Annotated in this window: 21 protein-coding genes; 13 read left to right on the top strand and 8 right to left on the bottom strand. The window is 43.4% G+C overall.

Annotation, left to right across the window (positions count from 1 at the left end):
• Positions 1 to 21 precede the first annotated feature (21 nt).
• The 4 genes from aspS to ZOBGAL_RS09155 all read left to right on the top strand — a co-directional run bounded on the left by aspS (position 22) and on the right by ZOBGAL_RS09155 (position 4,202).
• Positions 22 to 1,776, top strand: coding sequence for an aspartate--tRNA ligase (gene aspS / locus ZOBGAL_RS09170; RefSeq protein ID WP_013993302.1), 1,755 nt, complete (start codon positions 22 to 24; stop codon positions 1,774 to 1,776).
• Positions 1,777 to 1,919: 143 nt separating this feature from the next.
• Positions 1,920 to 3,620: a chloride channel protein gene (locus ZOBGAL_RS09165; protein WP_394331324.1), complete on the top strand. Its 1,701-nt coding sequence runs from the start codon at positions 1,920 to 1,922 to the stop codon at positions 3,618 to 3,620.
• 44 nt (positions 3,621 to 3,664) lie between these two features.
• On the top strand, positions 3,665 to 3,916 hold the full coding sequence (locus tag ZOBGAL_RS09160; protein WP_013993300.1) for a hypothetical protein: 252 nt from the start codon (positions 3,665 to 3,667) through the stop codon (positions 3,914 to 3,916).
• A 91-nt stretch (positions 3,917 to 4,007) separates the two neighbouring features.
• On the top strand, positions 4,008 to 4,202 hold the full coding sequence (locus ZOBGAL_RS09155) for a cold-shock protein (RefSeq protein WP_013993299.1): 195 nt from the start codon (positions 4,008 to 4,010) through the stop codon (positions 4,200 to 4,202).
• Positions 4,203 to 4,282: 80 nt separating this feature from the next.
• Here the strand turns inward: ZOBGAL_RS09155 and ZOBGAL_RS09150 are convergent, their stop codons facing one another.
• Positions 4,283 to 4,732, bottom strand: coding sequence for a nucleoside deaminase (locus tag ZOBGAL_RS09150; RefSeq protein ID WP_013993298.1), 450 nt, complete (start codon positions 4,730 to 4,732; stop codon positions 4,283 to 4,285).
• Between the two features lie 177 nt (positions 4,733 to 4,909).
• Between ZOBGAL_RS09150 and ZOBGAL_RS09145 the strand changes: the two genes are divergently transcribed.
• Both ZOBGAL_RS09145 and ZOBGAL_RS09140 read left to right on the top strand, forming a co-directional pair.
• Complete coding sequence (locus ZOBGAL_RS09145) at positions 4,910 to 6,685, top strand: 1-deoxy-D-xylulose-5-phosphate synthase (protein ID WP_013993297.1); 1,776 nt, start codon at positions 4,910 to 4,912, stop codon at positions 6,683 to 6,685.
• The gene (locus ZOBGAL_RS09140) at positions 6,678 to 7,814 is read left to right on the top strand and encodes a DUF3078 domain-containing protein (RefSeq protein ID WP_013993296.1); all 1,137 of its coding nucleotides are present in this window, start codon (positions 6,678 to 6,680) and stop codon (positions 7,812 to 7,814) included. Before ZOBGAL_RS09145 ends, ZOBGAL_RS09140 begins: the two co-directional genes overlap by 8 nt.
• Here the strand turns inward: ZOBGAL_RS09140 and dgt are convergent.
• Positions 7,811 to 9,154: a dGTP triphosphohydrolase gene (dgt, locus tag ZOBGAL_RS09135; RefSeq protein WP_013993295.1), complete on the bottom strand. Its 1,344-nt coding sequence runs from the start codon at positions 9,152 to 9,154 to the stop codon at positions 7,811 to 7,813. The two genes, ZOBGAL_RS09140 and dgt, sit on opposite strands and share 4 nt — an antisense overlap.
• Before the next feature lie 161 nt (positions 9,155 to 9,315).
• On the opposite strand from dgt, the gene ZOBGAL_RS09130 reads away from it, so the two are divergent.
• Positions 9,316 to 9,708 (top strand): carboxypeptidase-like regulatory domain-containing protein, encoded by a 393-nt coding sequence (locus ZOBGAL_RS09130; protein ID WP_013993294.1) that lies wholly within the window; start codon positions 9,316 to 9,318, stop codon positions 9,706 to 9,708.
• A 75-nt stretch (positions 9,709 to 9,783) separates the two neighbouring features.
• Here the strand turns inward: ZOBGAL_RS09130 and ZOBGAL_RS09125 are convergent, their stop codons facing one another.
• Complete coding sequence (locus tag ZOBGAL_RS09125) at positions 9,784 to 10,143, bottom strand: toxin-antitoxin system YwqK family antitoxin (protein ID WP_013993293.1); 360 nt, start codon at positions 10,141 to 10,143, stop codon at positions 9,784 to 9,786.
• A gap of 371 nt (positions 10,144 to 10,514) precedes the next feature.
• Here ZOBGAL_RS09125 and ZOBGAL_RS09120 point away from each other — a divergent pair, with 371 nt between their 5' ends.
• From ZOBGAL_RS09120 to ZOBGAL_RS09105, 4 genes are all read left to right on the top strand, one after another.
• Positions 10,515 to 12,764, top strand: a complete 2,250-nt coding sequence (locus tag ZOBGAL_RS09120; protein ID WP_013993292.1) for an inorganic phosphate transporter — start codon at positions 10,515 to 10,517, stop codon at positions 12,762 to 12,764.
• Between the two features lie 112 nt (positions 12,765 to 12,876).
• The gene (locus ZOBGAL_RS09115) at positions 12,877 to 13,821 is read left to right on the top strand and encodes a CAP domain-containing protein (RefSeq protein ID WP_013993291.1); all 945 of its coding nucleotides are present in this window, start codon (positions 12,877 to 12,879) and stop codon (positions 13,819 to 13,821) included.
• A gap of 97 nt (positions 13,822 to 13,918) precedes the next feature.
• A complete protein-coding gene (locus tag ZOBGAL_RS22665) occupies positions 13,919 to 14,344 on the top strand; it encodes a hypothetical protein (protein WP_013993290.1) in 426 nt (141 codons plus the stop codon).
• Between the two features lie 172 nt (positions 14,345 to 14,516).
• Positions 14,517 to 15,584, top strand: coding sequence for an amidohydrolase family protein (locus ZOBGAL_RS09105; RefSeq protein WP_046287423.1), 1,068 nt, complete (start codon positions 14,517 to 14,519; stop codon positions 15,582 to 15,584).
• Between the two features lies 1 nt (position 15,585).
• Here the strand turns inward: ZOBGAL_RS09105 and nadD are convergent, their stop codons facing one another.
• The 5 genes from nadD to ZOBGAL_RS09080 form a co-directional block, all read right to left on the bottom strand.
• The gene (gene nadD / locus ZOBGAL_RS09100; protein ID WP_013993288.1) at positions 15,586 to 16,170 is read right to left on the bottom strand and encodes a nicotinate (nicotinamide) nucleotide adenylyltransferase; all 585 of its coding nucleotides are present in this window, start codon (positions 16,168 to 16,170) and stop codon (positions 15,586 to 15,588) included.
• Between the two features lie 32 nt (positions 16,171 to 16,202).
• Positions 16,203 to 16,787 carry a guanylate kinase gene (gene gmk, locus ZOBGAL_RS09095; RefSeq protein ID WP_013993287.1) on the bottom strand — a complete coding sequence of 195 codons (585 nt, stop codon included), beginning with the start codon at positions 16,785 to 16,787 and terminating at the stop codon, positions 16,203 to 16,205.
• A gap of 27 nt (positions 16,788 to 16,814) precedes the next feature.
• Positions 16,815 to 17,672 carry a YicC/YloC family endoribonuclease gene (locus tag ZOBGAL_RS09090; protein WP_013993286.1) on the bottom strand — a complete coding sequence of 286 codons (858 nt, stop codon included), beginning with the start codon at positions 17,670 to 17,672 and terminating at the stop codon, positions 16,815 to 16,817.
• Between the two features lie 219 nt (positions 17,673 to 17,891).
• Entirely contained in the window at positions 17,892 to 18,647 is a 756-nt protein-coding gene (locus ZOBGAL_RS09085) for a 3-keto-disaccharide hydrolase (protein ID WP_013993285.1), read from the bottom strand.
• Between the two features lie 119 nt (positions 18,648 to 18,766).
• Positions 18,767 to 19,819 (bottom strand): sugar phosphate isomerase/epimerase family protein, encoded by a 1,053-nt coding sequence (locus ZOBGAL_RS09080; protein WP_013993284.1) that lies wholly within the window; start codon positions 19,817 to 19,819, stop codon positions 18,767 to 18,769.
• 158 nt (positions 19,820 to 19,977) lie between these two features.
• Here ZOBGAL_RS09080 and ZOBGAL_RS09075 point away from each other — a divergent pair, with 158 nt between their 5' ends.
• Both ZOBGAL_RS09075 and ZOBGAL_RS09070 read left to right on the top strand, forming a co-directional pair.
• Positions 19,978 to 21,681, top strand: coding sequence for a GMC oxidoreductase (locus ZOBGAL_RS09075; protein WP_013993283.1), 1,704 nt, complete (start codon positions 19,978 to 19,980; stop codon positions 21,679 to 21,681).
• Between the two features lie 128 nt (positions 21,682 to 21,809).
• Positions 21,810 to 22,274: an ASCH domain-containing protein gene (locus ZOBGAL_RS09070; protein ID WP_013993282.1), complete on the top strand. Its 465-nt coding sequence runs from the start codon at positions 21,810 to 21,812 to the stop codon at positions 22,272 to 22,274.
• Positions 22,275 to 22,312 lie beyond the last annotated feature (38 nt).

Below are 22,312 nucleotides of genomic sequence, written 5' to 3'. Positions count from 1 at the left end.
CGCTTTCAAATAGACTTACACATGTACAGAAGCCATACCTGCGGAGAATTACGCGAATCAGATATAAATACCAAGGTTACCCTATCGGGATGGGTACAAAAAACACGTGATAAGGGTTTTGTGGTCTGGGTAGACTTGAGAGACCGTTACGGTATAACCCAATTGGTCTTTGATGAAGACCGTACCTCTTCCAAATTACTCGAACAGGCCAGAAGCTTAGGCCGCGAGTACGTGGTACAGGTAACTGGCGAGGTCATTGAAAGGACCTCTAAAAACCCCAATATCCCAACAGGGGGCATTGAAGTACTCGTCGATGAGGTTATTCTCCTTAACAAGTCGAAAACCCCTCCATTTACCATTGAGAACGAAACCGATGGCGGTGAAGACCTTCGAATGAAGTACCGCTATCTTGATATTCGCAGAAACCCCGTAAAAAACAACCTTATTTTCAGAAGTAAGGTAAGTATGGAAGTTCGAAAGTACCTTAGCGACCATAGCTTCGTTGAAGTCGAAACCCCATATTTAATAAAATCAACACCCGAAGGGGCCCGCGATTTTGTAGTGCCCAGCCGAATGAACGAAGGGCAGTTCTACGCCTTGCCACAATCTCCACAAACTTTTAAGCAATTGCTTATGGTAGGGGGAATGGACAAATATTTTCAGATCGTAAAGTGTTTTCGCGACGAAGACCTAAGGGCCGACCGTCAGCCAGAATTCACACAAATCGACTGCGAAATGGCCTTTGTGGAACAAGAGGACATTCTCGATACCTTTGAAGGCCTTACCAAACATTTGCTAAAGGAAATCAAGGGGGTAGAGATATCGGCCTTCCCACGAATCACCTACGATGACGCCATGCGCATTTACGGAAACGACAAACCAGACATTCGCTTCGGCATGGAATTTGGCGAGCTTAACGCGGTTACCCAACACAAAGACTTTGGCGTATTCAACTCTGCAGAGCTAGTAGTGGGTATTGCCGTACCAGGCGGGGCCAGCTATACCCGTAAAGAATTGGATGCCTTGGTAAACTGGGTCAAAAGACCCCAAGTCGGCGCCAAGGGAATGGTCTACGTAAAATACAATGAAGACGGAAGCTTTAAATCTACCGTAGATAAATTTTACGACCAAGAAGACTTGGCCAAATGGGCCAAGATTACCGAGGCCAAACCAGGGGACCTTATTTGCGTACTCTCTGGGGACGCCAACAAAACCCGAACCCAACTCAGTGCCCTAAGAATGGAACTTGCCGAAAGACTGGGCTTGCGCAACCCGAATGAGTTCGCACCGTTATGGGTTATTGACTTTCCGTTATTGGAACTCGATGAAGAAACAGGGAATTACCATGCCATGCACCACCCCTTTACCTCTCCAAAACCAGGTCAACTGGAATTACTGGAAACCGACCCTGGCGCAGTACGCGCCAATGCGTATGATTTAGTATTGAACGGTAATGAAATAGGGGGAGGTTCCATCCGTATTCACGACAGGGACGTACAGAGCACAATGTTCAAACACCTTGGCTTTACCCCTGAAGAAGCACAGGCCCAATTCGGCTTTCTTATGGACGCCTTTCAGTACGGCGCTCCACCACATGGAGGTATCGCCTTTGGTTTAGACCGATTGGTATCTATTTTGGGGGGACAGGAAACGATAAGGGACTTCATTGCTTTTCCAAAGAACAACAGCGGACGTGATGTTATGATCGATGCTCCAGCAGCTATTGACCAGGAGCAACTTCATGAACTAAAGCTCAAATTAGATATTGAAGCGTAATAAAAGTTAATCCCGCATTGGTGCGGGATTTTTCATATTTTAGATAGCAAACCTGTATAATGCCCACTAAACTACAAAGACTATCTACCAAATTTCTAAAGTGGCGATATAAAAATATCTCCAACAAGACTTTTACGCACATTATGAGTGTTTTGGTGGGACTTTTGGCAGGCTTGGCCTCGGTCACCCTTAAAAACATCGTGTACTTTATTGAGGTTTCCCTAGAGCAAGGTATTTTGATATCGAGCAACAGCCTGTACTTTATTTTACCTATCATCGGACTTACCTTGGTCTATCTCTACGTTAAGTACATTCACAAAGAGCAGCTACAACATGCTGTTTCTTCCATTCTCTTTTCGCTTTCCAAAAAAAAGGGAATCATCAAATCTAAACACATTTACACCCAACTCATTGCAGCCCCTCTCACCATTGGCTTCGGGGGCTCTACAGGATTATTGGGACCCGCTGTAGCTTCAGGCGCGGCCATCAGCTCTAACATCGGGCGTTTTTTCCATATTAATGCCAAAACCCGATCGCTCTTGATCGCATGTGCGTCGGCCGGTGCCATAGCTTCCATATTCCAATCGCCCATTGCGGCCATTGTTTTTGCGGTAGAGGTCTTTAGTCTTGATTTTACCATGCTATCTATGCTCCCCCTTTTGCTCGCGTCGATATCTGGGGTGCTCACCTCTTATTTCTTTTTGGGAAATGAGGTCCTTTTTAACTTTACCCTATCGGAAAACTTTGAGGTCAAAGACACTTTTTTTTACATCATTTTAGGTATAGGCACCGCCTTTGCATCAATTTACTTCACTCGTATGTATTTTGGTATACAGAAGTTATTCTCCCGTCTAAAAACACCTAAATACAAGTTACTTGTAGGAGGCGTATCAATAGGCATTATGCTCTATTTTATTCCACCCCTCTACGGTGAGGGCTTCAGCTTCATCAATGACCTCTTGCACGGAAACCATATTAAAGCCTTAGGTAAGACGCCCTTTGATTCATACACCACCAACATCTGGGTGGTCATTGCCCTATTGTTCGGTATCACCATTTTCAAGGCCGTAGCCATGACCACTACCTTGGCAGCCGGTGGCGCAGGGGGCATTTTCATTCCCACTATGGTTATGGGCAGCGCCCTCGGAAATGTCATGGCCAAGGTCATCAATAACTCTGGCATAGGTTTTTCCGTTTCAGAAAGCAACTTTACCTTGATTGGTATGGCCGGACTTATTGCGGGGGTGTTGCACGCCCCATTGACCGCCATTTTTCTGATTGCCGAAATCACTGGAGGGTATGAACTTTTTGTACCGCTGATGATTACAGCTTCCATATCGTATCTCATTACCAGAAATGCCATTGACTATACCATATATACCAAGGAATTGGCCCGAAGTGGATCTTTGTTGACACACAATAAAGACCAATCGGTACTAACTTTGATGAAACTTGACGATGTCATTGAAACTAATTTTAAAACCGTATACCCAGATATGACCTTGGGCGAGATGCTTCATAAATCCGTAGCAAAATCCACTCGTAATATCTTCCCCGTAGTCGACAAAAACAAGGCCTTGGTAGGTATTGTCCTCCTAGACGATATTCGCGAATTTATGTTCGACACCTCACTTTACGAAAACACCAAGGTAGAAACCTTTATGCACAATGCCCCAGAACACATATTCTACGAAAAGGACAGTATGCAAGTGGTAATGAAAAAATTTCAACACAGTGGAGCCTGGAATCTGCCCGTAATCAAAAAAGGACAGTATGCCGGTTTCGTTTCCAAATCAAAATTACTGACGGCTTATCGCAGGGAACTCATTAACTTTACCGGCTAAGCTTCGCTTGCTGTTGCAAAACTTTCTCAATCAAGACTATCAAAATGAAATATCTCATCGTTTGTATTACACTAGCCTGCTTTGGGGCGATTTTTTACGGCTTTTATATTCAAGAGGAAAACTTGGCCCTTGGCCATAAATTTATCGGGTCGGGCACTGTGGGACTCTTTTTGGTGGCCATGCCGCTTTTCTTAATTGTATACAGTAAAGGAAAGCAAATGAAAGACTACATGCTAACCGAGGAAAACATAAAAAAAATGCGTGAAAAAGAAACGGAAAAGACTGATAATCAATAAACTTTGTAGGATTATTTGATATATTTTAAGCCAGCCTAATCAAAAAATTTATAAATTAGATGGAAACTTTTATGAACTAATTTCTTTTAACATGACTGGCACAGTAAAATTTTTCAATGAGTCCAAAGGCTATGGATTCATTACCAACGACGACACAGGGAAGGACATTTTTGTACACGCCACAGCACTTAACGGTACAACTCTTAATGAAGGGGACAAAGTAGAATATGAAGAGGAAGAAGGCCGAAAAGGCATTGTTGCCGCCCAAGTTCAAGTGGTAGGCTAAATATAGATTCAGTTATCATTACAAAGACCCTAGCACCTCCATGTTAGGGTTTTCTGTTTTCAAATACCAATGATAAGACTTCAATTTAGGTTTCTCTTCTGAATAAAAAAGCGCTTGATCAACGCACTGGCCTCTTGCTCAAGAACACCCCCTAGTATTTTCGTTTTCGGATGAAGTTTGGTTCCCATAACCCCGCAGCCCCGCTGTTCATCTTTGGCCCCATAAACTATTCTCGATATTTGGCTCCAATACAGGGCGCCGGCACACATTTGACAAGGCTCCAAGGTCACATAAAGTGTACAGTTCTGCAAATACTTCCCTCCCAAAAAATTGGCCGCTGCGGTAATTGCCTGCATTTCGGCATGGGCCGTAACATCGTTCAATTGTTCGGTAAGGTTGTGCGCCCTAGCGATGATACGGTCTTCAATAACGATTACCGCACCTATGGGCACCTCCCCTTTTTCATAGGCGGCCTCTGCCTCTTGCAGGGCTTTTTTCATGTAATAACTATCATCAAAGGGCTCTAACATGGCAATGGTTTAACACAAATTTATGGCATACTTTATAAAAGATGTATATAATTTACACATATTACGCCCTCTTAGTGCGAAATGGTATCGAACAAACTTTATTTCAGTGCAATACATGATCAAAAAGAATTGGCCTAGCTCACTCAATCACCTATTTTTGCATTTTAAGCCACTATCTTGAAATCACTTTTAGACCATATTACTTATCCCGATGATTTACGCCAGCTTGCCCTGGAGAAATTACCACAGCTTGCCAAGGAACTGAGGGAATTTATAATCGATATCGTTGCCACCAAAGAAGGCCACCTAGGCGCCAGCCTTGGGGTCGTAGAACTTACTATCGCCCTGCACTATGTATTCAACACCCCCCATGACAAGCTTATATGGGATGTGGGCCATCAAGCCTATGGCCATAAGATACTCACAGGAAGAAAAGAAATCTTTGAGACCAATCGCCAATTGGGTGGAATTAGTGGATTTCCCAAACGTTCCGAAAGTGAATATGATGCCTTTGGCACAGGACATAGCTCTACTTCCATATCGGCTATTTTAGGCATGGCCATGGCCTCTCAGCTCAAAAAGAACGATCACATCCAGCACATTGCGGTAATCGGCGATGCCTCCATCGCAAGTGGCATGGCTTTTGAGGCCCTAAACCATCTGGGTTCTACAAATTCAAACGTATTGGTCATCTTAAATGACAATGCCATCGGAATCGACCCCAGTGTAGGAGCATTAAAAAAATATCTGACCAATGTAAAAAAGGGCACGGCCAAGGACGAGAATATCTTTGAGTGCTTAAATTTTCACTATACCGGTCCAATAGATGGGCACGACCTTGAAGCGTTGATCAGCGAATTAAAGCATTTAAAATTGGTAGCAGGGCCAAAATTATTACATGTCATTACCACCAAGGGAAAAGGTCTCAAAAAGGCCGAGGAAAACCAGGTTACCTACCATGCGCCCGGTAAGTTCGACAAACGCACAGGTGAACTCTTAAAGAAGAGTCCAGCGGTCAATGAGCCCCAAAAATATCAAGATGTCTTCGGCCACACCCTAGTAGAGCTTGCCGATAAAAATAAGGCCATAGTTGGAATCACACCGGCTATGCCCACTGGAAGCTCCTTGAAGTACATGATGCAAAAAATGCCGCATAGGGCCTTTGATGTAGGTATTGCCGAGCAACATGCGGTCACCTTGGCCGCGGGTATGGCCGCCGAAGGTCTTATCCCCTTTTGCACTATCTATTCTACTTTCCTACAAAGGGCCTACGACCAGGTCATACACGATGTGGCCCTTCAAAACCTGCCGGTAATCTTTTGTTTGGACCGAGCGGGACTTGTTGGCCAAGATGGAGCAACCCATCACGGAGTGTACGATATTGCCTATTTAAGGTGTATCCCCAACCTGTGTATTTTTGCCCCGATGAACGAAACCGAACTGCGCAATATCATGTATACCGCGCAAATGGGACTATCGCAGCCTATCGCCATAAGATATCCTAGGGGCCAAGGTGTACAAGAAAACTGGCAAACGCCTTTTGAAACCATCGAACTAGGCACGGCCCGCCAACTAAAGAAAGGTTCCACAATTGCGGTGCTGACCCTAGGACACATAGGAAATACCGTAACAGAACTCGTAGATAGAATGGCCGAACGTGAAAAAATAGGCCATTACGATATGCGATTTGTAAAGCCTTTGGATAAAAAAATGCTTGCCAAAATATTCAAACAGTACCAAACTATAGTTACCATTGAAGATGGAAGTAAAATGGGGGGCTTTGGCTCCGCCGTTCTTGAATGGGCCAACGAGTTGGGCCACACCCAAAAGATCAGCATTCTAGGCCTTGACGATGTCTTTATTGAACATGGTACGGTCGAACAACTACACCAGCAAGCAAAAATAGACACACTAAGTATCGAGAAACACTTAAAAATGTTATTAAATGAATAAGCGCCTTACCTTTTTATGTTCCTTTGTTCTTTTCTTTAGCCTCTTCACCTGTTCACTTTTCGGCCAGGTACAAGATTCCATCCCAAGTGAGCGGGAAATTGACCTCGACTCCATGATTATTGACACGACGGTCGTAGATACGGTCGTTATCAGAAAGACACAAAAGCGAATCAAATTCGTGCCCCGTGGCGTTAATTTGATGAACCCGGTGATTTCGTTCAAACGCACCAAAGCGCTAAACAAGAAACCGAACCGATTTAGGGTTCCTTCTTTTTGGACGAACATTAACAAACTAGGGGCGAATTTCAACGAAGTTGCCTTTGTAAACTGGAACGCAGGGGGTAACAACTCCATTGCGGCCTTGGGAAACGCCCGGTTCGAGCGTAATTACAAATTTCGATACATACAGTGGGACAACTATATGGAAATGCGCTATGGCCTGAACGTTCAAGACGAACAGAAACTAAGAAAAACCGACGACGCCTTGCGATTTAGCTCTACTTTCGGCTTTCAGCGCGATACCATTAGCAACTGGTACTACTCGGCTAAAGCGAACTTCAATACCCAATTTTCCAACGGTTACAAATATCCCGATAGAAGCACGCCCATATCGCGCTTTATGGCACCAGGTTATTCCTTCTTGGGTGCAGGAACATCATATATTACAAAAGATCAAAAGTTCAACCTATACATCTCCCCTATTACACAAAAGGCCACATTTGTTCTAGACAAAGAATTGGCGAACAAGGGTGCCTTTGGGGTTAAAAAAGCGGTTCTCGATGCCGACGGAAACGTTATTGAAGAAGGAGAAAAAGTGTTTTTGGAATTCGGCTTTTTAGTAACCAATCAATACGAGACGGAAGTATATAAGAACATGAACTTAAAACACCGCCTCAGCCTCTACACCGACTACCTGCAGAAATTCGGGAATATTGATGTGGACTGGGAGCTAAACTTCGACCTAAAGGTCAACAAATACGTAGTTACCTCAATCGGCACCCATATTATTTATGATGACGACATTCTTTTTGACGAAAAAAAGGATGCCGATGGCAAAATAACCGATTCGGGAGTCCCAAGATTGCAGTTTAAACAGCTGCTCGGCGTGGGTGTTTCCTATGCCTTCTAAAGTTGCTTGCCCATAATTTTGTTATGTATGTGAACCGCCGCACTATCGGAAAGGCTAGCTACATAACAACAAGTATTCAACAGTATATGATACACCGAATCATCGGTATCCCTATAGAATTCAGGCAATGTCTTAAGCATTAGCGCGTCGTAATTCGATGCCCGGTTTTCTTTTTTACGTATCAATGCGTTTATGTAAACATCAAGTATATCGGAAATGATCTTATAACCCGCTATTTCTTTCTCGACAACCTCTTGAGACCTATATATCTTATTGACACTCAAGGCAATAATGTCCTCTATCTGCGCCTTGAACACACTCCGATCTAAAAGACTGGTATCAAATGTACCGTTCAGTATTTCAGCTTCGTGCGCAATAAAAACGGAGATGGCATCCCGAATCAGGGTATTGATAGCCAGTGCCCTTAAATAACTAAGCCGGTCTTCCTTATATTTTAAGGAGTTATATTTTTTGGTATTGATACTATCCTTGACCAATTTGATAAGGTATTCCAAAGCGAAATCTTCGGAAATAAGTCCGAGATTAATACCATCTTCGAAGTCGATGATCGTATAACAGATATCATCTGCTGCTTCCACCAAAAACGTCAATGGATGACGTGAGAACGATATATCTTCTCCATTTCGCGTCTGAATCAGACCCAAGTCTGCCGCAATTTCCTGAAAGGCCGTCTTTTCGGTTTGAAAGAAGCCAAACTTCTTATCGGCAATATGCTTGGTCGGTTTCTTGGGAAGCGATTCTTTCGGGTATTTCATAAAGGCCCCTAACGTGGCATAACTTAGCCGAAGCCCCCCGGCAACCCCTTCCCTCGACTGGGTCAACAATCGAAATCCGTTGGCATTTCCCTCAAAATCTACTATATCACGAAACTCCTTATCAGAAAGAACCGATTGGTATTTTTGTCCGTTGCCCGTAATGAAATACTCTCCGATAGCTTTCTCGCCACTGTGCCCGAAAGGCGGATTACCAATATCGTGGGCCAAGGCCGCTGCCGCTACGATAGCCCCAAAGTCATTAAACCTATAGCCATGGATCTCACTTAAAAACGGATGCTTTTCAAGAATCTTTTTTCCCGCAATACGCCCCAGGCTCCTTCCCACTACGGAAACTTCCAAACTATGTGTCAATCGGGTATGTACAAAATCGGTCTTCGACAGCGGGATTACCTGTGTCTTATCTTGCAAGCTCCTAAAAGCACTTGAAAATATAATTCGGTCATAATCTACCTCAAAACCCAGTCGGGTTTCGTCTTGTTCCTTTCTAAGTCTTTTATGCGTGTCGCCTTGCCGTTTTAGAGAGAGTAAATTTTCCCAGTTCATTGTATGTTTTTAAGTCCCGCAAGTTACATTTTTTCAAGATCAAAACGCTTCAGGGGCTAAAAGAAGCCCCCATTATTTAACCTTAAGGGAATCAACTATTAAACTTTAGATAACCCTATCTTAACACACTGTGGTTTTCTTTGCAAAGAAAATAAGAACCCATGAAAATAGCCGCTTTTTGCTTTATCCTATTCTGCACGTTTAATCTTTCCGCACAAGAAGAAGGGATAATTAAAGGCAACATATTTGACACCGAAATGAACAATGAACCTTTGTTGTTCGCCGATGTCAAGGTCAAAGGTTCGCAAGTAAAGACCCAGACCAATTTTAGGGGGAATTTCGAAATTAACGGACTTGAACCAGGAAGCTATATTTTGAAGGTGAGTTTCCTAGGCTATGAAACACGGGAAATTCCGGTTGAAGTCTCCGCTTCGCATACCGCATATATTTCAGAGGGACTACAGGCCGAATCCATAAGCTTGTCCGATGTGGTTATGGCAGAAGAAAACACCATGCCAAATACAAGCACCTTAGCCTTGGGTATAGAGAAATAAACGGGCAATATTTGTAATAAATAAAAAAAGGGGGACTCACCATGTGAATCCCCCTTTTCCTTATAAAATAGTATATCAGTCTTTTGAAACGACGCCAGATTTTTTCTCCTTGCTGATAACGTTAGCTATTACATTGTTATCGAACTCAACTTCCTTAACGGTACCATCTGCATAAAAATACCATTTACCAGTTCTAACGCCCTTATCGTAAGTGCCTTTTGATATCTTTTGCCCTGCTTCATCAAAACTTACCCACTGACCGTGCAACTTTCCTGCAAGGTCAAAGGTTCCTTTTTGACTTACTTCCCCATTATCGTGAAAATAGGTTGCCTCTACAAGGTTTGTCTCTTTATTAAGTTTTACTTCCTTCTCCTTTTGGGCATAGCCCGCAGTAACCGATAAAGCAAGTGCTAAAAGTATGATTATATTTTTCATGTTATTTGTTTTTTAAGAGGTTTTGTGCTGAATTGCTGATTCAAATATAGGTAAAATTTACATTAAATACACGATTACTTAACATTAAATTTACATTGAAAACGATTTACGCACCAAAATATTGTTTACGAAGGATAACTTCATATAAATATACTGGCCTTCTTCTCTCTAAATCGTAACAAAAACCTTAATTTACCATCGCTTAGGCCTTTAAAAATCAATAGTTTTAAAGAGGTTGGCAAAACATACCGATTTTCACCGTTTTCATGGGACAATTTCAATGCCATAAACAACCGATAAGATCACTTCATAACCTTATTTTAACGTGATTAATAAATTATAATACCAATTTTGTGCACATTTAAATAACGATGGGCGAGAATCTTTACCTTTTCATGATTATAGCATTGGCCGTACTAGCCATCACCGATTTGGTAGTCGGGGTAAGTAACGATGCCGTGAATTTTTTGAACTCGGCAATCGGGTCAAAAGCCATTTCTTTTAGAACGGTCATGATTGTGGCCAGCATAGGTATAGCCTTTGGTGCCATTTCATCAAGCGGAATGATGGAGGTAGCCCGTAAAGGAATTTTCAACCCTGAGCATTTCGTGTTTGCCGAAATCATGATCATTTTTATGGCGGTCATGATTACCGATATTCTCCTTTTAGATTTTTTCAACACTTTGGGCATGCCCACCTCTACCACGGTATCGATCGTTTTTGAGCTTTTAGGGGCAGCGGTAGCCGTATCTTTGGTGAAAATTATGGGAGACGGCGAAGGCGCTTCAAGCCTTTGGATGTACATCAACACCGATAAGGCCACAGAGATTATTCTGGGCATTTTGCTTTCGGTGGTCATAGCCTTTACCGTAGGGGCCTTGGTACAGTTCATATCACGCCTGCTGATTTCGTTCAAATTTGAGAACAAACCAAGCTGGGTAGGTGCCATATTCGGTGGTTTTGCCCTGACCTCGATTATCTACTTTATTCTTGTAAAGGGATTGAAGAGTGCTTCAATTTTAAGCCCTGAAATTCTTGAGACCATAGCCAACAAACAGTTTCTGTTCATTCTAAGCAACTTTGTGGTATGGACTTTACTCTCATGGATGATTACCACCTTAACGCGTATCAACATATATACCATCGTCATTGTCATGGGAACCTTTGCTTTGGCCATGGCATTTGCCGGTAACGACTTGGTGAACTTTATAGGGGTACCCTTGGCCGCCATGGAATCGTATACTTCATGGAGCACTTCCGGAATAGATGCCAATGTATATACCATGGAAGGATTGGCTACTGCCGTCAAAACTCCCCAATACCTATTGCTTTTGTCCGGTATGATCATGGTGGTGACCCTCTGGTTTTCATCAAAGGCCAAAAACGTAGTCAAAACGAGTGTAGACCTATCAAGACAAGATGAAGGTGACGAGCGTTTTCAACCGAATTTCCTCTCGCGTCAAATTGTTAGGTTTTCTATAAAGGCCTCAGAAAATATTGCGGCCCTTATTCCCGATATCATCGTGAGAAAGATGGACACCCGATTTGAGAAGCCCTACGTATACGTTCCCAAAAGCAGGGTTCAAGACCTTCCTGCCTTCGATTTGGTACGGGCTTCCGTCAACTTAATGGTAGCGAGTGTACTTATTTCGCTGGCCACCTCAATGAAACTGCCGCTTTCCACTACATATGTAACCTTTATGGTCGCCATGGGTAGTTCCTTGGCCGATAGGGCCTGGGGTGCTGAAAGTGCCGTATATCGTGTCGCAGGGGTGTTAAATGTAATAGGCGGATGGTTCTTTACGGCCATTAGCGCCTTTACCGCCGCCGCACTTATAGCCTACATCATTCATTTAGGGGGAATATGGGCCATTGGCGTACTATTGATCATTGCATTTTTCCTAATCGGAAAAAACTACCTGACCCACACCAAGAAGATGAAGGAGACCAAATTGGAAGAAAAGCTGGAAAGAGCTGAAAGCAATTCCATCATCGGCGTAATAGAGGAAAGTGCGGCCAACATTTCATTGGCCATAAAAAGAGCCAATAAAATATATACCCAAAGTATCGATGGCCTGGCCAAACACGATATAGAGACCTTGAGAAAAAGCAAGAAGGGAATCTCTAAATTCGATAAAGAGGTAGAAGATCTTCGCGACAATATTTTTTACTTTATCAAAAACCTAGACGAATCCAGTGTTAGCACCAGTAACTTCTATATCGCCATACTAAGCTACCTACAAGACATGACCCAGTCTTTGGAATATATTGCCAAAGCAGGATATAAGCACGTACATAACAACCATAAAAAATTAAGGTTCAACCAAATTAAGGACCTTAAGGAAACCGATGGCTACCTAGACCAGCTATTTACCGATATACAAACGATTTTCGAGACCAAGGATTTCTTAAAGCTTACCGAACTTATCATCGGCAAACAAGAACTCTTCAAGAAGGTAGACATGAAAATCCACAAACAAGTGGAGCGCACCCGTACCGACGAATCAAGCCCTAAAAACACGGCCCTTTATTTCAGCCTGCTCTTAGAGACCAAAGATTTATTGGTGGCCACCATGAACTTGTTGGAGACCTATGATCAACATGCCAACACTAAAATTTAGTCAAAAAATCGACGAACGGTAATTTTTTTTAAAGACGCGTTCACTTCATCGAAAAAAATATACCTTTCCCCTGATTTAGGCGTTAGCACATAAGAATACTAAATCTTATCTAATGCACTTACTACGACAAATCCTACCTGCTGTTTGCTGTATGACCCTATTTTTCTCATGTAGTAAAGATTCGGACACCATAGAAGACGAAACCCTAACGTCACAACTTGACCCAACCGAAAGAGCGGCCGCCAAAAAACTTTACGAAGATTATTATGTAGCCTCAAAAAACGAGGCTTCCGATGTAGCTTGGTCAGGCGATGAACCAAGTTGCAACGCCGGCAGCGTTCCCGAAAATATTAGAACCAAATTGATTATGCGGATCCATTATTTCAGAAAGGCTGTGGGACTCAACAATACCATTACCGAAAACCCTAGCAAAAGTGAAAAATCACAACAGGCCGCATTAATGATGCACGCGAACGGCACTTTGGACCACTCTCCCCCAGAAAGCTGGAAATGTTTTACTGCCGAAGGAAAGGAAGGGGCAGGAAATTCATTGCTGACCTCTACAAAAAATTCTGTGGCCATTGATTCATACATGCGTGACCAAGGATCGGATAACTATCCGGTAGGACATAGACGTTGGTTGCTATGGCCAAGGCTCCAAGAAATCGGAATAGGAAATACCAGTCAGTATAATGCGCTATGGGTTCTTGGCAATCCCGGGACTACCCCTGAAGACGCCCCCGAATTCGTGGCTTGGCCACCAAAAGGCTATTTACCTAAAAACTTGGCCTACCAACGTTGGTCATTCTCAATACCCAAAGCCGATTTCACGCAAACCAGTATCAAAATGAAAACCCTTAGTGGCACAAATATTTCTTTAGAAATCGAGGAACTCGACGACGCCTATGGTGATAGAACTATTGTCTGGAGGCCTGATATAAACGTTTACGATACTATGGAAGACGTCACTTACAAGGTCATTATAGAAAACGTACTAATAGACGACACCCCTCAAGACTACGAATATGAGGTAACCTTGTTCGACCCGGACAACTAGTCCGAAAAAAAGTAAAAAAACCCATACTTTTGTTTTATTTATAACTTCGAAATCGATTTTGAACCTTTAAATCGTATCTTGTTTAAAGAGACACTTTATGGAAACAATTGTTCCTGCCGAAACCAAGCTACTGGCGCAACGTGATTTTGGCATTGCCAAGTTTTGGTTTTACCCTAATTATTTAGTGGGAGAATTTGCAGAAGGCATGCATGTAACTAAAGAGAATGCCCTTCAACCCATTCGTTTCGCCAAACAGTTCTATGGAGACACCCCCATAATCTATATTTCGCACAGACGAAACTCGTATTCCATGGATACTATAGGTTACAAGGAAGTTGTAGACATGTTCCCCAATTTTATAGGCTTTGCCATAGTTTCAAAAAATAAGTACCGACGAATGATCGCCCACCTAGAGAAAATGTTCATTAAAAGACCGATCGGTGTATTTCTTCAGCTAGACGAAGCCTATGCCTGGGCCGAGGAAGAACTAGACAAACACCAAAAGCACTCTTCTCGTCCCTAGTTTTAATAACGCCTACTGATTCGGTCCCAAAACTAGCATCAGCCTTCCTACTTCAGAGATGTCAAGCTTGACTTGAACCTTATCGATATCCCGTTCTTATGTGCGAAAAGGGGCCATAATGCCGTTCGCCAAAGTCGAGTCGCACCCAATTGTTTCACCTAAACCCGCTCTCATGAAAAACCTGTCCTTACTTCTCCTTCTTCTATCCGTGGTACATTCCATATCCGCACAAGATGATCTATTGCTAAAAGATTTTAGGCCCGAAAGCATTTACAATACCTCCAATACCGTAATCGAACGGGCCAAATACCCTGTCATCGATTTTCATGCACACCCCAATGCCGCCACGAAAAAGGAATTGGAAGAATGGGTATCTACCATGAAAGGACACAATATTGAAAAATCGATCATTCTCACCTACTCCACAGGACAACGCTTCGATAGCATCTATGATATGTATGCCCAATACGGTGATCAGTTCGAGCTCTGGTGCGGTTTTGACTACACAGGGTACAATGAGCCCGGATGGACGAAAAAAGCCATTAAAGAGCTTGAAAGGTGCTTTGCCAAGGGCGCAAGAGGTGTGGGCGAATTGGGTGACAAGGGACTAGGACTTTTCTACTCAAAACCCTCTAAGGCTCCTGGGCTGCATATAGACGACCCGCGCCTACAGCCCCTCTTAAAACGGTGCGGCGAATTGGGTATGCCCATAAGCATACATGTTGCCGACCCTTATTGGATGTACTTGCCCATGGACCAAAAGAACGATGGCCTAATGAACGCCTACACCTGGAAAATAGACCGGTCGAAAGAAGGGCTTCTCTCCCATCAAGAACTACTGACTTCTTTATCGAATGCCGTTAAAAATAACCGAGGCACTACCTTTATCGCATGCCACTTGGCCAATTGCAGCCACGACCTTGACATTTTGGGCAAGCTATTGGACGAACACCCCAATTTATACGCAGATATCTCAGCACGATATGCCGAAGTAGCACCGGTACCCAGACGCACGAAACGCTTTTTTGAGAAATATAAAGACCGATTGGTATATGGAACGGATATGGGGATGGACGATACCATGTACCGTACTACCTTTAAAATTCTGGAAAGTGCCGATGAACATTTTTATGCCTGGGATTACTTTTCGTACCATTGGCCTCTGAACGGACTAGACCTCAACGACGAAACCCTCAAAAAAATCTATCATGAAAACGGCCGTAAGCTCATAAAACGATAGGCTAACGATAAAAATTCATTTCATCCATATACTTCCATACCGAATCGGTAAGCAAGGGACGGATATTCTTACCCTCCTTATGGCTTTTGCGAATAAAGGTCGAAGAGATTTCCATGATAGGAGCGTCTACCTTGTGAATCTTGGGATGCCCTTTAAAGCGATGCTCAATTTCCCCTTCCGATATTCTAGGGTACACATATACATCGTAATCGCTCAAAATAACTTCATAGTTTTTCCATTTATGGAAGCCCTTGAGGTTATCCTCCCCCATAATCAGGCAAAATGCATGGTCTGAACCGTATTTCTCGTTCAGATGAACCAAGGTATGGATGGTATAGTTCGGCTGCGGCAAGCCGAATTCTATGTTACTCGGTTTCAACTTCGGGTAGTCTTTTGTAGCCTCGTACACCATCTGGTAGCGGTGATTGTCGGCGAGCAAGGTCTTTTTGGTCTTAAAAGGACTCTGTGGCGTAACCACGAACCAAACCTCATCAAGGTCTGAAAATTCCACCATATGATTGGCAATGACCATATGCCCTATGTGTATGGGGTTGAAGGTGCCGAAATAGAGACCTATTTTTTTCATATTCAAGAACCGGTGACTTTGTTTCTTTAAGCTTACTTCTCAATTTTCGCCCCTACAAAATCAGCCACCAACTCGTGCGCTTCCTTTAAGGCCGTATCAAGGTCGTAATTCTTGATAATTTTATCGAATTGCGGAGCGGTCGCCAACTCTACCGATGCCTTCGCTATTCGCATATTGATTTTATCCTCGCTTTCGGTACTGCGTTTTTTAAGTCGGATCTTAAGTTCATCTACGCTCGGCGGCTTTACAAAAACGGCTAGGGTCTCTTCCGGAAACTTTCGTTTGATACGTAGTCCTCCTGCAACATCTATGTCAAAAATGACATTTTTGCCTTCGGCCCAGAGTCGCTCGATCTCAGATTTTAAGGTACCGTAAAAATTATCGCGGTACACCTCTTCCCATTCGAGAAAATCATCGTTCTTAATATGGTTTTTAAACTCCGAAATCGACATAAAATAATAATGCTCCCCTTGCTTTTCCTTGGCCCTACGCGGCCGTGAGGTGGCCGAAACCGAAAATGCAAGGTTGAGCTCGGGCTGCTCTAACAAATGTCTAACAATGGTTGTTTTACCGCTTCCCGAAGGTGCCGAGAATATAATTAATTTACCGCCTTTCATGAATTGACTGATTTTGAATTGCCTTGCCTAGAGCACGTTAAGCATTTGCTCCTTTATTTTTTCGAGTTCATCTTTCATCTGCACCACCAATTGCTGCATGGGCGCATAATTGGCCTTCGAACCTATGGTATTGATTTCACGCCCGATCTCTTGCGCTATAAAACCGAGTTTTTTACCGTTGGAATCATCAGATTTCAAGGTACTCGTAAAATAATCAAGATGATTGGCCAGACGTACTTTCTCTTCCGTGATATCGTATTTTTCCAAGTAGTAGATGAGTTCTTGTTCAAAACGGTTGGCGTCTAGGTCGGCCTTGAGGTCGCTAACGGCCTTGTTCAATCGTTCACGAACATCGGTCTGACGATCTGGATCCATAACCACGACCTGCTCCAATAGCTGCTGCAAATTCTCAATTCGTTGAAGAAAATCTTTCTCGAGTACCTCTCCCTCTTCGGAGCGAAATTTATTTATCTCCTTTAGGGCCTCTTGAACCGCAAGCTTTATCGATTCATATTCGTTTTCATCGATATCTTCACGTTCCGTCTTTAGGGCATCGGGCATTCTAAGCGCCATGTCAAGCAGCTTTAGGTCGTCGCCGTCGGCGATGGCCTTTAGTTGTTTCATGTAGTTTTTTACGGCAGCCTCGTTCACCTCGGCCGAAGTCTCACCGCTGGTAAGTTCAATATATAGTCCGAAATCCACTTTACCGCGCATCAACGAACTTGCAATAGTCTTGCGTAGCTCTAGCTCTTTTTCACGATATGCGGAAGGCATACGCGCATTTAAATCAAGACTTTTACTGTTTAGGGATTTGAGCTCTACGGTAATTTTTTTTGTCGGAAGCTGTATAACATGCTTACCGAAACCGGTCATGGACTGAATCATAAATTGCTGCGAATTTTGGCAAATATAACGTAATTACAGAAAGTAGAAGCCCCTACCCTCCATTACTGACCACCTTAATCCACTAACATCCCGTCTAAGAAACATGGAGTGATTTCGAAAAATGGCCCTATTGGTTCGAATTGATTCGCACTACAAGTTAAAAAACAGCGAATCCTTCCCCAAAAAGCAAGGCATGTGATATCTAACCTAGAGCTGCTACTATAGTTCCTTGATTTTAATATTCCTGAAAGCCACTTGGTCACCATGGTCTTGCAAACCGATCTTTCCAGTAGTAAATTTTCCGAAATGCTCCCAGTCGGCAAATTTCGATTTTGACACCATTTCCTTCCACATTTCATTTCCAACAGGAAACTCGACAATAGGCTTTCCGTTCATGGCAATGCTTCCTTTTTCCTCTTTATGGTTTATGGTAATGACCATCGTGTTCCATTCCCCTACGGCATTGGTCACATCTTCCGAAGGTGCCACCATATCGTATAGGGATCCCGCTTGGTGGGTAGTACCGTTTTTGGCATCGGGATGTTTCTCGTTATCCAAGACCTGTACTTCAGGACCGGTCTGATATGCTTCCGAAAGTTCAGGGTTTTCACTTACGCCCCAAAAGACCCCGCTGTTACCCCCCTCGGAAATTTTCCATTCCAAAGACAACACAAAATCGGTGTATTCCTTTTCGGTGACCAAATTAAAAGCTTCCCCCTTTTTTCTGTCCTTTGGAGGATAGAAAACCATGGCCCCATCTTCTAATTTCCAATTCTCGGAAACTCCTTCTTTATTGTATTCCTTCCAACCCTCAAACGAAGAACCATCAAAAAGAACCGTCCACTCTTGAACTGGCTCCTCCACTTCGGTCTCGGCTATGGGAGCAGCTTCCATTTCCCCCTGTTTTTTTTCGGTCTTTTCTTTGCATCCAAAAGCGACTACCGCCATAAAAAGGATAAGTAATAGATTCTTCATAGGTCTTGATAATTTATGTATTAGTTTTTCGAAGAGAGAAAAATGTTTCTCTTGCCAAAAGACAAGAGAAAGCATTCTTCATTATTTTAAAAAATAGATGTCCGCAAGTCTGTTTTGGACTAAAGACCCAAAATCTTCTTGAGCATTTCCTTATCTATAGCTGCACCGGCAAAATCGTCAAAGGTCTTTTCCGTAGCTTCGATAATATGGTCTTGAATAAAGACCGCTCCTTCACGGGCCCCTTGTTCAGGGCTCTTAATACAGCATTCCCATTCCATCACGGCCCAAACATCGCAACCGTATTGGGTAAGCTTGGAGAAAATAGTTTTAAAATCGATTTGACCATCGCCCAAAGAACGGTATCTACCGGCACGATCACCCCAATCATTATAACCACCAAAGGCCCCTTTTTTACCTGTTGGGTTGAACTCGGAATCCTTCACGTGAAACGATTTGATGAACTCATGGTAGTGGTCTATATATTCAATATAATCCAATTGTTGCAATACAAAGTGACTTGGGTCGTAAAGGATGTTTACACGCTTATGGTTTCCTGTAGCGGCGAGAAAACGCTCAAAGGTATCCCCATCGTGCAAGTCTTCTCCCGGATGTATTTCGTAACATACATCAACACCTTGTTCGTCAAAATGGTTCAAGATGGGCATCCATCTTTTGGCCAATTCCTCAAAACCCATTTCAACCAGGCCTGCTGGTCGTTGTGGCCATGGGTGCCATGTATGCCAAAGTAGCGCCCCTGAAAAAGTAGCATGGGCATTAAGACCTAACCTTCTACTGGCCGTAGCTGCTTTTTTAACAACGTCTACCGCCCATTCGGTACGGGCTTTCGGGTTGTTCTTTACGGCATCGGGAGCAAAACTGTCGAACATAAGGTCATAAGCCGGATGAACCGCGACCAATTGCCCTTGAAGATGCGTAGAAAGCTCAGTGATCTCAAGGCCGTATGAATTTACTTTTCCCTTAAGCTCGTCACAATAATCCTGGCTTTCGGCAGCCTTGTCCAAGTCTATTAAAAAACTCTCCCATGTAGGTATCTGAATACCCTTGTACCCTAAATCCGCAGCCCATTTACACATGCCGTCCAAGGTATTGAACGGTGCTTTACTGTCTACAAATTGCGCTAAAAATACGCCGGGTCCTTTAATTGTTTTCATACTTCTATTTGTTTGTATTTAGTAACAGGTTTCTTCCTTTTGTATGTCCTTATAAAGAAAAACCCTATATTTAATTCTCGTAAATAGTCAAAGCCGACTTCCCGTAGGAAAGTTATAAATATAGGCATTACATCAGGTTTAAAACAAGAAATACTATTGTGAATAAAGAAGAAATATTCGATGCCATTGTTGTCGGAACAGGAATTAGCGGTGGTTGGGCCGCTAAAGAATTATGTGAGAACGGGTTAAAAACTTTAGTACTTGAACGAGGACCTATGGTGCGGCATATCGAAGATTATCCCACTATGAACGATGACCCTTGGGACTATCCCCTAAAAGGGGAGCTTTCCAAGGCCGATAAAGAAAAATACCACATCCAATCACGAGTAGGCTGGGCCCCAAAGGAAGATGTAAAGCACTTTTTTGTGAACGATCTTGACCATCCCTACGTAGAAACCAAGCGTTTTGACTGGATACGAGGCTATCAAGTCGGCGGACGATCCTTGACTTGGGGCAAACAGAGCTACCGATGGAGCGACCTTGATTTTGAAGCCAATAAAAAAGAAGGTATAGGCGTAGACTGGCCCGTACGCTATAAAGATATTTCACCTTGGTACGATAAGGTGGAAGCATATATTGGGGTTAGTGGTGAAAACCTGGGCCTACCCCACTTGCCCGATGGTATCTTTCAACCTAAAATGGACCTCAACTGTGTTGAAGAGGAATTTAAGGCCTCAGTGGCCGAAAAATTTGACGACGGACGTTTAATTACCATCGGTCGCGCGGCACATATCACCGACCCTGATGCCGATTTTGAAGGCAGGGGAACATGCCAAAATCGAAATAGATGCTGGAGAGGCTGCCCATTCGGGGGCTATTTTAGCAGCAATTCCTCTACCTTGCCCGCTGCGGAACGTACCGGAAATATGACACTACGGCCCAATTCCATCGTATACGAAGTGGTATATGACGACACTACCAAAAAGGCTACTGGCGTTAAGATCATCGATGCCGAAACCAACGAGAAGATTGAATTTAAGGCGAAAGTGATTTTTCTATGTGCCTCATCAATGGCATCGGTCGGGATTCTTTTACAATCAAAGAGCGAGCGTTTCCCCAATGGCTTGGGCAACGACTCCGACGCACTTGGCCGTGGCATTATGGACCATCACTACAAATTGGGCGCCTCGGCAAAAGTAGACGGTTATTTAGATAAGTACTACAAGGGACGAAGACCCAACGGATTCTACATTCCCAGATTCGTCAATTTGAACGACGAAACCAAGCGCGAAGGCTACCTGCGCGGCTTTGGTTACCAAGGAAGTGCCAGCAGGCAAGACTGGTCGGCTTCAATCGGAGAAATGGGATACGGAAAAGACCTTAAAGAATCCATTCTAAAACCTGGTCATTGGCAAATTGGCGTTACGGGTTTCGGCGAGTTTTTACCCTATGACGATAATCGCGTAACCCTTAGCCGAAGCAAAAAAGACAAATGGGGACTACCCCAACTGGATTTTGACGTTGAGTTCAAGGAAAACGAATACAATATGCGCGAGGACATTAAAAAGGAAATCGTTGCCATGTTCAAAGCGGCGGGCTTCAAAGATGTACAGCCTTATGATGAAGTAACCGGTCCCGGCCTGGGCATTCATGAAATGGGAGGTGCACGTATGGGACATAGCCCCAAAACGTCAATAGTGAACAAACACAACCAATTACATACCGTTCCCAATGTATATGTAACCGACGGAGCTTTCATGTCATCGTCAAGTTGTGTCAACCCTTCGTTGACCTATATGGCGTTTACGGCAAGGGCCGCCAACCACGCCGCCGAACAATTAAAGTCCGGAAAACTTTCATGATTATGTATAACGACCGATAAATCAATCTGATATTCTAAAATATCACCTAAAATTGTTCGTTCGTTTGTATATTGTTAACCTAAATTTTTCGCTAATACCGTGAAAAACTAGCTAACCGCAATAACTATATGGAAAACGCTTCAGCCCGAAATTTGTGGGGAGATTACCTTGACAAACATTTAGAACATGCTTTTGTCGATGCCCCACAAGTCGTACATTTCTGCAACAACGAACAGGATGCCAACGAATGCGCGGCATTGGTCAAAAAAGGCATTAAACGTGCCACCTCCCACTCGTTGTTGGGTCTGCAGTACCGCAAACAGCCATTGCCCAAGATTGGCGATTTTATGATCGTAACCAATTGGGAAGGCGAGGCACAGTGCATCGTTAGAACTACCGCAGTAAAGTTAAGGCCCTATTTCAGTATAGACGAGGCCTATGCCCAGCTCGAAGGTGAGGGCGACAAAAGCTTGGCCTATTGGAAAAAGGTGCATTGGGACTACTTTACCAAAGAACTGGCCGCTTTCAACCGCAAGCCCAACGAGAGCATGATCATTGTCTGTCAAGAGTTCGAAAAAATATTCGACCGTTAAACGGTTTTTATAGGGATTGAGGGACTGTGCTATTTTGT

Origin of the sequence: Zobellia galactanivorans (genome assembly GCF_000973105.1) — a bacterium.
GTDB lineage: Bacteria > Bacteroidota > Bacteroidia > Flavobacteriales > Flavobacteriaceae > Zobellia > Zobellia galactanivorans.
Note: the sequence above shows the minus strand (reverse complement) of the source record. Positions and strands in the feature narration are given on the sequence as shown.